The organism is Kribbella catacumbae DSM 19601, from assembly GCF_000372465.1.
Classification (GTDB): domain Bacteria; phylum Actinomycetota; class Actinomycetes; order Propionibacteriales; family Kribbellaceae; genus Kribbella; species Kribbella catacumbae.
Genome location: NZ_AQUZ01000050.1, coordinates 1 through 12,342 on the forward strand (window position 1 = coordinate 1; position 12,342 = coordinate 12,342).

Consider the following 12,342-nt stretch of genomic DNA (forward strand, 5'->3'; position numbering starts at 1 on the left):
GCTGGCGAATGGTGATCCTGACCCTGCAACCGCCCGCCCCGACGCACTGCCGGTCTGGTCGGTAGCGCCTTATCCGATCGCTAGCCGATCGTGGCAGAGCCTGTTGCGAATTGGCTCGGCAGCGGCCGATTGTGTACCGACCGACAGGAAGTAGTCGACCGTTCGGCCGCGCGCCACGCTCACGCAGGCCGCGGCCGGCCGCAGAACCGGCACTACTTCCTGTCGGTCGGGACACAACGCGAACCCCAGACCCATTTCCCAACAGGCTCTGCAGCGCGCCCCCGGCACCAGAACAGGCCATCGGCACCCCGCAACCCGGCGTACCGGCAACCCCGGTGATCCCGGCAGTCGGGCGTACCTGGCAACCCGGCGTACCCGTCCGGAGGGCTGGCGGCGAGACCCTGTGGGCATGGGGTCGGGAAAGTCCGGGGCGCCACGCATACCCACCTCCGCCCAGCAAACGCTTCCCTCGGCGCGTCGGGGCCTCAGGGCCGGGTCATGCGTGCGCAGCGGTCCGTGCCTTCGCCGTGATCCTCAGGGCGAGGTGTTGAGGATGGTTTGGGTTACTAGGTGGGGGTTGTCGTTCATGGGGACGTGGCCGCAGTTGTAGAGGGGGATCATTCGGGCCTTGGGGAGTTGGAGGTGGGCTCGGGCGGCTTGGCGGGGGAGGAGGATGCGGTCGTGGGTGCCCCAGGCGATGGTGACGGGGATGTCGGGGACGTCGCCGTCGAAGGTCACTCCTGATTTGGCCAAGCGGGCCACTCGGTTGAAGGCGGGTGCGGCGCGCATGGCGGCGGTTTCGGCGATGACGGCTTCTGGGCTGCGCAGGGCTGGGCGGTGGTAGATCATCCCGGTCATCACGCGCCGCCCGTACGCCGTACTGGCCAGCCTGCGGACGGTCGTGGCGGGAGTGCGGAGCGAGACGCGGTACATGCTGCTCAGGACATTGAGAGCCCAGGAGCGCTCGCGGGGACTCCAGAAGCCTGCGGGCGAGAGCGCGGTGACGGACCGTACTGCGCCGAGTTGCCCGAGGCGGAGTGCGACCAGGCCGCCCATCGAGTTGCCCGCGACGTCTGGCTTGCCGAGGTCGAGTGCGGCGCAGAACGCTTCCACTGCGTACGCGAAGGTGTCGACCTCGTCGGGGAGGCCGGCCGGTACGTCGGGAGACTCGCCGAAGCCGGGGAAGTCCAGCGCGACCACGTCACGCGACTCGGCCAGCAGGTCGATCACCGGGTCCCAGGCCTGCCGGTGGTGCCCGATGCCGTGCAGGAGCAGCAGTGGCGGCCCAGCACCCTTGCGGTCGTAGGCGATCTCCACCCCGGGGACACCGGCCACAGTCACGGTCGCGGTAGCGCTCATGACCTCATGGTGGCCCCGGGGCAGCTCGCTGTCATCGTGACATGGCCGATGTCACATAGCTGAGAACTCAGTACGGATCGACGGTGGTCGAGGTCGCGTTGCCCAGCACCGACGGCTTCAGCTGGACCTCCCAGCCGCTGTTCCGGCTGAAGCTCTGGTCGAACTTCTTGAACGAGCAGTCGGAGCTGAACTGGCGCCGCTTCGGGTTCCAGTCCTTGCCGCTCTTGACGTACAGGCTGTAGCCGCCGCCGATCCGGTAGACGGTCGCGGTCTTCTTGGACTGGACGTACAGCATGATGTGCGGCTTGCCCGGTGGCTTGCCGGGGCTGACGATCGAGATCGCGACGTCCACCGCCGAGCCGTTCTTGACCCGCAGCGCACCGGAGCCACCAGCGCCGCTCCGGACGATGACGTCACCGTTCGACGGACGGGCGTCGCTCGGATCAGGGCCGAGGTCCGGCAGCGTCCGGCCGAAGACCAGGCCGACCGTCCGCAGCTGGGTGACCGCGACGGACAGCGTGGTGGTGAGCTGGCGTTGCAGAGCTTGGGAGACGAACGCGAGCCCGCCGCAGCCGACGTCGCTGGTGTCACCGCTCGACAGCGCAGAGGCCGCGGCCTTCAAGCGCAACTGCAGCACGCGGTTGGCGGCGACCGCCCTGGCCGGCGGCTTGATCGAGCCCAGTGCGAGCGACTCGGCGTTCAGCGCCTGGGTGAGGTTCTCCATCGCGGCGGTCAGGCTGTCCTCGGTCTTGACCCGGCCCAAGGCGTTGATGTCGCCCGCCAGCCGCTGGTCGAGCCGGATCAGTGCCGTCTGGTACTGCGCTTGCGTCAACGGTCCGGCCGGAGGCGCCGTCGACACAGGTGCCGAGCTGGGTGCTGACGTCGGCGGAGAGGTCGGCTCGCTCGGGGGAGCGGTCGTCGTGGTGTCGGTCGTCGTCGGATCCTGGCTCGACAGTTTCTGGTCGCCGGAGCCACTGCATCCGGCCAGCAGCGCCAGGACGGCGACGCCGGCCGAGATGGACAGACTTGTGCGCATGAAAGCCCCCAGGATCTGGATGTATCCCCTTGCCGACAACCCTAGGCGGCAAAGGGCCTGTCCGGCGACCCGATGTCCGCAACTTGTCGGACGAATCCGGCCACGAGCCGGTTCCCTAGCTTCGGGGTGCGGGCCGGACGAAGGGGAAGGCCAGCGTCGCGCGGATGTTCTGCCCGGTGAGCATCATCATCACGCGATCGACGCCGATACCGAGCCCGCCGGTCGGGGGCATCGCATACTCCAGCGCGCTGAGGAAGTCCTCGTCCAGCGACATCGCTTCGGGGTCGCCGGCGGCCGCCTTGAGCGACTGCTCGGTCAGCCGCCGCCGTTGCTCGACGGGGTCGACCAGCTCCGAGTACGCCGTACCGATCTCCGCGCCGAAGGCGACCAGGTCCCAGCGCTCGGCCAGCCGCGGGTCGGTCCGGTGCGTGCGGGTCAGCGGCGACGTCTCCAGCGGGAAGTCGGTGTAGAAGGTCGGCAGGGTTGTGGCCGGCTCGACCAGTTCGTCGTACAGCTCGAGCACGAGTTCACCGGCGGACAGGTCGAACGCGGCATGGACGCCGTGCTCGGCACACAGTTCGCGCAACCGCTCGATCGGCGTACCGGAGTCGATCGGTACGCCGGTCGCCCGGCTGACCGCGTCGTGCACGGTGATCACCGGCCACTCGCCGGAGATGTCGATCTCGCCGTCGGCGCGTTGCACGACAGGCTTGCCGAAGACCGCGGTCGCGGCCTCGATCAGCAGTTCGCGGGTCAGCTCGCGCATCACGTTGTAGTCGGCGTACGGCTGGTAGGCCTCGACCGAGGTGAACTCCGGGTTGTGCGTCGCGTCGGCGCCTTCGTTGCGGAAGTTGCGGTTCAGCTCGAAGACCTTGCCCAGCCCGCCGACGCTGAGCCGCTTGAGGAACAGCTCGGGCGCGATCCGCAGGAACAGTTCGGTGTCGTAGGCGTTGATGTGGGTGACGAACGGCCGCGCGTTGGCGCCACCGTGCACCGCTTGCAGCATCGGCGTCTCGACCTCGATGAAGCCGCGGCTCTCGAACCCGTTCCGCAGGGCCCGGACGGCGGTACTGCGATGCTGCATCATCTGCAGCGTGTCCGGGTTCATCACCAGATCGAGGTGCCGCTGACGGACTCGCGCCTCCGGATCGGTGAAGCCCTTGCGCTTGTCCGGCAGGGGATGCAGGCACTTCGCCGCCATCACCCAATCGGTCGCCCCGATCGACAACTCACCCCGGCGGCTGGTGACGACCTCGCCGGTGACGCTGACGTGATCGCCGATGTCGACCAGGCTGCGCCAGTTCTCGATGGCTTCCACGCCGCAGGTGTCGGCCGACAGCATGACCTGCAGGCCGGCCAGACCGTCCTGGAGCAGCGCGAAGGACAAGGCGCCGTGGTTCCGCATTCGCATCACCCGGCCGGTGATGGAGACCTCTTGGCCGGTGTGGTGGTCGGGCGGCAGTCCCTGGTGGAGTCCCCGGATTCGTTCCAGGGTTTCCGTCCGCGGGACCGAGACCGGATAAGGGTCGATGCCCTTGGCAACAAGTGCGTCGAGCTTGGCGCGGCGGATCTGTTCCTGCTCGGTGAGCGTGCGGTCCGGCAGCACCGGCCGCAGCAACTCTTCCTCCTGCCGACGGACGGAAGCCGCGAACTGCCCGCCGTCCGCCGCCATGATCGCGTGCCGCTCGGCGGTCTCCACGCTGTCGACGCGCGTCCACGGTCGTGGCGCGGGCAGGAAGCCTTCCGCAGTGCCGGCGGCCAGCAGCACCTGGGCCAGGGATGCGCCGCGGTGGTAGCAGATCAACCGTGGTGACCAGCGGGGCAAGTACTTCTCGTTGGACTGGTAGAGACTCTCCAGCTGCCAGAACCTCGACGCGGCGGTCAGCAGCGCGTTCGTGAGGCGCAGTACCGGACCGGCGCCGACGCGTTCGGCGTCGCTGAAGATCTCCCGGAACATGGCGAAGTTCAGCGAGATGTGGTGGACGCCGAGATCGCCGCAGGCTTCGACGAGCGCGTTGACCATGAACTCCATCAGGCCGTTCACGGACTCGGGATCGCGCCGCATCAGGTCCAGCGACACCCCGCGCACACCCCAAGGAACAAAGGAGAGCAGACCTCGTACTTCGCCGTCGGAGTCGCGCGCGATGACCATCACGCACCTTGCGTCGGAGGGGTCGCCGAGCCGGCCGAGCGCCATCGAGAAGCCACGCTCGGTCTGGGCGCCGCGCCACTTCTCGGCGAGTCGCACGTACTCCGCCAGCGTCGCGGGGGCCAAGTCGCCGTGCCGCACCACCTCGGCGTGGTAGCCGGCCCGTTGTGCCCGGGTGACCGCCTGGCGGACCGGCCGCATGGTCCGGCCTTCGAGGGTGAAGTCGGCGACGTCGATGATCGCCTCGTCGCCCATCGCGAGCGCTTTCAGGCCGGCGTCGACGTACGCGTGCGCAGCCTCTTCGCTGGCCGACAGGACCGCCGGGGACCAGCCGTAGGTGCGGGCCTCGGCGAGCCAGCGTTTGATCGCGCCGGGCCAGGCCGCTGGATCACCGAGCGGATCGCCGCTGGCCAGGCTCACGCCGTTGACGACCCGGTAGGCGATCGCGGCCTCGTTGTCGGGAGAGAACATCACCGCCTTGTCGCGGCGGGTGGCGAAGTAGCCGAGCGAGTCGCGTTCGCCGTACTCGAGCAGCAGGCGGCGCAGGTTCAGCTCTTCGAGCTGGCTGAGGTAGCGGACCCGGCGTACCGACCGGAGGAAGATCGCGAAGGCGATCACCAGCGAGGCTGCCGAGATCGCGCCGACGGCCAGGCCGACCCAGCCGTGGCCCTCGTGACCGGCGCCCATCTTGCTGCGGCTCTGGCCGAGCGCGGCGATCACGGCCCAGCCGATCTTCTCCTTCTGGCCATCAAGGGTCTTGGGGAAGACCTGGGTCAGCGTGATGCTGACCGCGATCGAGATCGCCAGGCCGCCGATCAGCGCGCCGACCGCGAGCCGCCGGGTACCGGGTGCCAGCCGGGCCGGGAACGCGGCGCGGATCTTCCACAGCAGCACGATCAGCGCGGCGATCACGATCACCTGGGCGATGGCGAGCTCGAGGTCCTGCAGCCTGACCTCGCCGAACTCCGCGATCAGGTCCTGATCACGCGGATTGGCCAGCCGGACGCTGTTCAGGCCGACGGAGGCCACCGCGCTGAGCAGCCAGAGCACCTCGAAGACCCAGAGCACCCAAAGCAGCGCGGCGCGCTTGCCGCGCAGCAGCGCGCTGCCGACGACGGCGAGGTAGACGGCCGAGAAGAAGGTGTGCCCGGCCGGGATCCCGAAGAAGTCGAAGGCCTGGTCGACCCGCTTCACGTACGCCGGCGCGGCCAGGTGCAGCGGGATCGCCAGGAACGACCAGACCGAGGCGAAGACGACGACCCGGCCGACCCAGACGGCCGCGCGCTGCTTCCACTTCGGGATGACTTGTTCCGACGACACCCGGCGATCATCCCATCCCCGGATGATGACTTTGGTCTCGTGTGTAACTCTTTCGGGCATGATGGCCGTCCCCGCCCGCTTTCCGTATCGGTTGATGCGGGGTGTCCTGGTGGCCTCAGGGGTGCTCTACTGCAGCCTGCTGCTGGAGCTTGTCGCCGGCTATCCGCTGAATGTTCACGATTCCTTCCTGAGCGAGCTGGGTGCGCTCGACCAGCCGACCAGCCCGTACGCGCGGGCGATGGATCTCGGCTCGGGCGTGTTGTTGCTGTTGGCAGCGATCCTCGGAAGGCCTGCCGCGCGGATGCATCGCGATGTCGCCGGGCTGCTGATCAGTGCCGCCGTCTTCGGGGCTGGGACGTTGTTCGACGCGCTGTCGCCGATGAGTTGTGCGCCGTCGCTGAGCCAGGCCTGCCGGGAATCTGAGAACAGCGGGCAGTCCGGCACCGCGCTTGTGCTGCACGAGATCACGTCAACCGTCGCGGGGATCGGGAGTGTTGCCCTAGGCATCTTCGCGGTCCTGGTACTGCGACGCTCGGGTTGGGGCGGCGTGTGGGGCAAGGTGGTCGCCGGGCTGGCCGCCGCCGTCGCCGTCACCCAAGCCTGGCTGGGGATCGAGACCGGGCTCGAGGTGCTGACCGGCAACGACCTGCACCCGCCGGGCATCCTGCAACGCGTGTCGGTGGGGCTCGTCTGCTTAATGCTGGCGACATTGCTCCCCGGTCTGAGGCAAGCTTTCACCCGATGAGTACCAGCTGGGTGTTGGTGCCGGGCCTTGCCGAGACTCCCGAGGAGTTCGCCGAGGTCGTCTCGCTGTTGCCCAGCAACGACCTCCGCGTGCTCGACCCCTGGCGTACGCCGATCACGGCGCCGGTCGAGGAGTTGCGGGAGAGTGCCGGCGCGACGCTCCCGGTCGGGCTGCTCGGCCACTCGATCGGCGGGCTCGCGGCGTTGCGGTGGATGCTCACGCACCCGCACGAGGTCGACAGGCTCGTCCTGATCGACTCCAGCCTCACGTCGGAGACCGGCTGGCGATGGCTCTACCCGGGCACGCGGGGCGACCGGGCGGTTCGCTCAGTACTGCGGGTTCTGGGGCGGATCGGCGTACCGCAGCTGCTTGGTCCGTTGGCGCGACAGCTGTTCGTCCGCGTCGGCAGCATGAGCAACCGCGACCTGCTCTCCAAGGCGACCGCCCGCTCCCGGTACGGCGCTGCCGGTTCGTGGCTGCTCTTCTGGGACGAGCTGACCGGCAGTTGGGCGCTCGCAGCCGAGGTCGGCCGGCTACTGGAGTCACCACCGACCTTCGTGCCACCCGTCGTCGTACTGGTGGCGACAGGTGGCAGCTCCCGCTTCACCGCCGGCAGCTGGCTGGCGGGTCAGCGCGCACTCGCCGCCAAGCTCAACGCCACCGTCGAGGTCTTGCCTGACTCGGCCCATCTGGTCCATCTGGACCGCCCCGACGCCATCGCGAAGGCCGTCACCCAGCTCGTCTGACCCTGCTCGTCTGAGAGCCGAGGTGGGATTGTCAGGCAGGGCTGGTGAGAGCGGGAGTCGGGAGCTTGCGCTGCCAGACCTCGTCGAGGGCCATGCGCATGGCGCCAGTGACCACAGCGTCCTCGGCTAGCGCGGAGAGCTCCAGCTTCGGGTGGTTGAGGGTGAGGAGCCGCAACTGGTCCGAGATGGCATCCAGGAGCACGGCTCCAGCCCTGGCGACACCACCACCGATAACGACAGCAGTGGGGTCCAGCACCAGTACTGCGGGCGCCAGCGCCCGGGCGAAGTCTCGCGCCACCTGCTGTACTACCGCCTGGGCGACCGGGTCGCGCTCGGCTGCAGCGGCGAAGACGTCGGCGGTGTCGAGCTGGTCGCGGCCGAGCTCGGCGAGCCGGGAGTCCGGGTTCGCCAGTGCAGCCTGACGGCCCAGCTCAGCGATGGCCTCGGAGCCGACAGCGCGCTCCAGCGGGCCGCGGCTGTCCTCGGGGTTGATCACGTCGTCCGGGCCGGTGGCGATGAAGCCGATCTCGCCGGCCGCGCCAGTACCGCGGTGGAGCCGGCCGTCGATCACGATGCCGGCACCGAGCCGCTCGCCCCACTGGACAGCCAGCAGTGTGCCGGTGCCGCCACGGGCAGCGGCGATGGCCAGGGCGGCCAGGTTGGCGTCGTTGTCCAGCATGACCGGGCAGTCGAGCAGGCTGCGGACGTGCTTGGTCAGGTCGACTGCGGACCAGCCCGGAACGCTCGGGACCAGCTGGACCCGGCCGGTGTGCTCGTCCACGATGCCAGGGCTGGCGGCGACGGCAGCGGCGATGTCCTCAGCCGGCACCTCCGCCTCGGCGAGTGCCTCGGTGATCACCTCACTGATCACACCGAGCAGCTCCTGGGCCGTCCAGCCGGGCCCGGACCGGCGTACGAGGGAGAGCTTGCGGCCGGCCAGGTCGGAGACGCCGACGGTGACGCGGTGTGGTCCGACGTCCAGCCCGAGCACCGGCGCCGCACGCCCGCGCAGGGAGACCCGGATGGCCGGGCGGCCCAGCGAGCGGTCCGCGGAATCAGGGCCGTGCTGCTGCAGCCAGCCGGCGTCCAGTAGCTCGTCGACTGCCTGGGCCACGGTGGGCCTGGCCAGTCCCGTGCGTTCGACCAGTTCAGCGACGCGCAACGGTGCCGGTGCCGAGCGGCGGACCGCATCCAGCACAGCAGCGACGTTGATCCGCCGCAGCATCGTCGTCCCGCCGCCGCCGACCGTTCCCTTGCTCATGTCCGACCCCTTGCCTGCCACTCGCCCATCCTATATATAAAGCGAGCGTTCATAAATGAACCCGGCCAGTTACGCGCGTGCCGCCGGACCTCCGTGGGCGGGCGGGCGCCCAGAAATTCCGTGAGTCGACAACTATCACCCGAAAGCCGTCCCATGTTCCAGCACACGCGCGAGGCCCGGGATCAGTCCTGCAACACCGTCCGGGCGAAGCTGCTCAGCGCCTCCCGATCGGGCTGTTGCGTCTTGGTCATCAGGCTGGCGACGTGCTTTTCCACAGTGCGCGGTGAGATGTGCAGCCGCGAGGCGATCGACTTGTTCCCGATCCGGTCCACCAGCAGTTGCACCACCTCGAACTCCCGCGTCGTGATCCCCAGCTGCCGCAGATGCGCCGGCACCTGATCGGACCCCGTCCGCCGCTGCGAAACCGTCGCCCCGAGCTGCCGCAACATGCTCCGGCAAGCACTAGCCACCGCCGGCACCTCAGCGTTATGGAAGTAGTCCTCCGCCTGCCGCAACCACGCAACCGGCTCACCCCACCCATCAGCCGCGGCCGGCTCGGCGATCAACCGCAACCCGAGATGCCGGGCCATCGGGTAGATCTCCGAAGATTCCAAGGACCGGGAAACCATCGCTGTGGCCTCGGCCGCCTGCCCGTCCCGTCCGAGGAGCACCGCGTGCGCCAACTGCACGAACTGCCGGTTCCACCGCATCTTGCTGCCCGCCGTCGCCGCGACCGCTTCGTGGTGCGGCCAGCCGTTCCGGCGCGACAGCACCCCCAGTAGCAGACCGAGGCCGTTCTTCCCGGCCATGTGGAATGTGGTCGGGTTCTGCGCGTCATAGGCGAGTGCCTGGGCCATGTCGGACTCGGCCAGCTCCCGGTTCTCTTCGAGCAACGCGCAGAACGTCCGCGCGAGCCCGTAGGACAAGGGCAGTTCGTGTGAGGCACGCTCGCCCCAGGTGGCCAGCTCGACCAGCGTCGCCTCCATCTGCGCCCGCTTGCCCTGGTGGCCGGCCAGCACTGCCATCGTTACCAGTTCGTAGGGCGCGCCGCGGCTGAGCTTGAGTCGCTGAGTGACCTCCAGGCACGCTGCGATCATCTCCTCGGCCCTGGTGTACTCCGATCGCAGAATCGCCTGCAGGCCGAGGGCGCCGTCGATCTCGTACGCCATCGGGATCGCGCCGATCCGCAACGCCTGGTGCCGGGCGTGCTCGAGTTCGGTGACCGCGCCTTCGGCCAGGCAGATCGTGCCGGCCTCGTAGAGATGCGACATCACTCGCTGGAGGGACAGATGGCTCTGCGTGGCCACCTGCCGGGCGCGTCGGAAGTAGACGATCGACTGATCGAGATCGTGTTCGCGGGCGAGCACACCGAGCATCTGCCATGCGTCGACGGCAACCGTCGGAAGGTCCGCTCGCTCGGCTGCCGCGGCGGCCCGGGTGGCCAGTTCGGCCGCCGACTTCAACCGTCCCGGACTGGTCTTGCCCCACTCCAGCATGGCGGCCATCGCATCCACGGGAGCCACGTCCGCGTCGCTGGGCCGGTCTCCGAGCAGGGACCGCGCGATGGCCACGTGGGTCGAGGCCGAGGACCAGCGCCCGGCCAGATGTTCGACACCCGCGAGCCGCACATACAGACCGGCCACCTTGCGGTGGTCGAGATTCTGGTGGTCAAGGTGCTCGATCACCTCGGGCTTGGCGACCGGGTGGTCGAACTGCCCGTTCTCGCCTGCGGCCAGCAACAGGGACCCGAGGACCTCGGCACGGTAGGTGACGTCCGGATCGTCGGCGAGCAAAGTATGGGCGCGGTTCAGCAGATGAACCGCGGAGGCCATCGAGCCCTCGTCGAAGGACCGGCGGCCGGCCTGTGCGAACAGCCGGCCGGCGCGGGCGTAGTCACCGCCGCTGTGGGCGAGTTCGGCCACCATCGGACTCCACTCGCCGGGCAGACCAGGGTGAAGCTCCTCGATCGCGTCGGCACACCGCATGGCCAGCGCCGACCGCTCGGCAGGAGTCAGGCCCGCCAGCAACGCGTCCGCGGTCAGCGGGTGCCGAAAGGCGTACCAGTCGGGCACGGGTTCGTCCGGCCCGACCAGCTGCGCGGCGAGGCCTGCCCGCAACGTTGCCAGCAGCAACCGTTCGTCGACGCCGCTGGCATGCCGGACCACGCTGAGTGGGAAACGATGCCCGATCACTGCTGCCAGCAGCAGGAGTTCGCGGGACTGCGAACTGAGTTGATTGGTCCGGCTGTTGATACTGCGGACGACGGCCGCCGGAACCCCGGTGCGGAGGTCGTCCACGACCTGAACGGTGCCGTCGGCAGCTGCCAGCAGTTGCCCGGTCCGGTCTGCCTCCTGCAGCAGTTCCTCAACAATGAAAGGGACTCCGGCACTGTCCGACCAGAGTCGCTCGGCCAGCTGGTCGGGCACGCCGTCGGCACTGACCTCCAGGCACCCGGCCGCGAGTTCGCGAACTTCCCGCCGGTCGAGCGGCCGCAGTTCCACCACCCGGGCCGTGCCGCGCTGGTCTGCCAGCCGGGCCAGGTCGAGCCCTGAACCTGGTTCCGGCCGCAGTGTGGTCACCAGGATGACCGATTGGTCTTCGAGATTGTCGAGCAGATACTCGATCACGGCGAGCGTCTCCGGGTCGGAGCCGTGCAGATCCTCCAGTACCAGCAGCACACCCCGGTCCGCCGCGATCAGCCCGAGCAGCCGCAGAATCGCCTCACCGAGTACCACCGCGGAGATGCCGGCCTCGTGCGAGTCGCCGTCGTCCCAGTCGGGGATCAGCCGGCCAAGGACCTGACGGTAGGGACCGAGGGCAGCTGGATCCGGCATCTCGCCGCGCCGGATCAACGACAGGAAGGCTTCGGTGAAGGGCCTGAAGGCGACCATCGTGCCCATCGCCCCGACCCGGCCGCGGAGCGTCGCCATGCCGTGATTGAGCGCCATGGTGGTGGCGACCGCGCCGAGCCTGCTCTTCCCGATGCCGGGCTCGCCGACCAGGAAGACCGCACCCCCGTGACCATCGCGAGCTTCGGTGAGCAGCCGGTCGAGGTGTTCGATCTCCCTGTCTCTGCCGACCACCCTGGGCGCATGGGTCTGCATGTTTGCAAACTCTAGCCATGCCGCGGTGCTACCGCAGTGAGGTCGGCCCGTCGCCGCCGGCCGGAACGCGGGCACAAAGGCCGCGATCCGGGCCGGCGGCGCCGGCCTCGTCCCCGGTCAGTGGTGGCTGATCGTGGTGATGTAGGTCCCGAAGATGTCGTTGGTCTCGATCAGACCGACGGAGAGCACACTCGCGGCTCCGACCAGAGCGAAGGCGCGGGCGCCGATCCGGCTTCGCTCGGGCAGTTCGATCGGGCCGACCGGGTCGGCCGGCTGGTCTTCGTGGTTGTGCTGCGCAGTCATGGGTGTCTCCTGGTGCTGGTGTTGTCGTCCGGGCCCGCGCACGGATGGTCGTGGGCCCGGGCTGGCGAGATCGGCGTCAGCCGCAGGTCACTGCTCGACGCTGATCGTGGTGGTCGGCCAGGTGGGGCAGTTCTCGACGAGCTCGAGGGCGCCCGCGGCCAGGACGCTGGCGGCGCCGACCAGGGCGAAGGCCCGGGCGCCGACCCGGCTGCGCTTGGGCAAGGTGATCGGGCCCAATGGGTCGGTGCTGCTGGTGGGTTGTGGGTCGCGCGGTTCGTCGTACGGGTTCTGGGCGGTCATGCTGGGTTCCCCTGTCGGT

9 protein-coding genes are annotated in these 12,342 nt (G+C 69.2%); 2 read left to right on the forward strand and 7 right to left on the reverse strand.

Annotation, left to right across the window (positions count from 1 at the left end; translation table 11 throughout):
• Positions 1–534: 534 nt before the first annotated feature.
• From A3ES_RS0135195 to lysX, 3 genes are all read right to left on the reverse strand, one after another.
• On the reverse strand, positions 535–1,359 hold the full coding sequence (locus tag A3ES_RS0135195; protein ID WP_020391540.1) for an alpha/beta fold hydrolase: 825 nt from the start codon (positions 1,357–1,359) through the stop codon (positions 535–537).
• A 67-nt stretch (positions 1,360–1,426) separates the two neighbouring features.
• Entirely contained in the window at positions 1,427–2,395 is a 969-nt protein-coding gene (locus A3ES_RS0135200) for a hypothetical protein (RefSeq protein WP_020391541.1), read from the reverse strand.
• Between the two features lie 115 nt (positions 2,396–2,510).
• Positions 2,511–5,864, reverse strand: a complete 3,354-nt coding sequence (gene lysX, locus A3ES_RS0135205) for a bifunctional lysylphosphatidylglycerol synthetase/lysine--tRNA ligase LysX (protein WP_020391542.1) — start codon at positions 5,862–5,864, stop codon at positions 2,511–2,513.
• 58 nt (positions 5,865–5,922) lie between these two features.
• Between lysX and A3ES_RS51840 the strand changes: the two genes are divergently transcribed.
• Together A3ES_RS51840 and A3ES_RS51845 are read left to right on the forward strand one after the other, a co-directional pair.
• Complete coding sequence (locus tag A3ES_RS51840) at positions 5,923–6,609, forward strand: DUF998 domain-containing protein (protein WP_020391543.1); 687 nt, start codon at positions 5,923–5,925, stop codon at positions 6,607–6,609.
• On the forward strand, positions 6,606–7,355 hold the full coding sequence (locus A3ES_RS51845; RefSeq protein WP_020391544.1) for an alpha/beta fold hydrolase: 750 nt from the start codon (positions 6,606–6,608) through the stop codon (positions 7,353–7,355). The genes A3ES_RS51840 and A3ES_RS51845 overlap by 4 nt, the downstream gene beginning before the upstream one ends.
• 31 nt (positions 7,356–7,386) lie before the next feature.
• Here A3ES_RS51845 and A3ES_RS0135220 read toward each other — a convergent pair whose 3' ends face one another.
• The 4 genes from A3ES_RS0135220 to A3ES_RS0135235 form a co-directional block, all read right to left on the reverse strand.
• A complete protein-coding gene (locus A3ES_RS0135220) occupies positions 7,387–8,616 on the reverse strand; it encodes an ROK family transcriptional regulator (protein ID WP_237745149.1) in 1,230 nt (409 codons plus the stop codon).
• 182 nt (positions 8,617–8,798) lie between these two features.
• Positions 8,799–11,720 carry a helix-turn-helix transcriptional regulator gene (locus A3ES_RS0135225; protein ID WP_020391546.1) on the reverse strand — a complete coding sequence of 974 codons (2,922 nt, stop codon included), beginning with the start codon at positions 11,718–11,720 and terminating at the stop codon, positions 8,799–8,801.
• A gap of 117 nt (positions 11,721–11,837) precedes the next feature.
• Positions 11,838–12,023 carry a hypothetical protein gene (locus tag A3ES_RS0135230; RefSeq protein WP_020391547.1) on the reverse strand — a complete coding sequence of 62 codons (186 nt, stop codon included), beginning with the start codon at positions 12,021–12,023 and terminating at the stop codon, positions 11,838–11,840.
• 87 nt (positions 12,024–12,110) lie between these two features.
• Positions 12,111–12,323 (reverse strand): hypothetical protein, encoded by a 213-nt coding sequence (locus A3ES_RS0135235; RefSeq protein ID WP_020391548.1) that lies wholly within the window; start codon positions 12,321–12,323, stop codon positions 12,111–12,113.
• Positions 12,324–12,342: the final 19 nt, after the last annotated feature.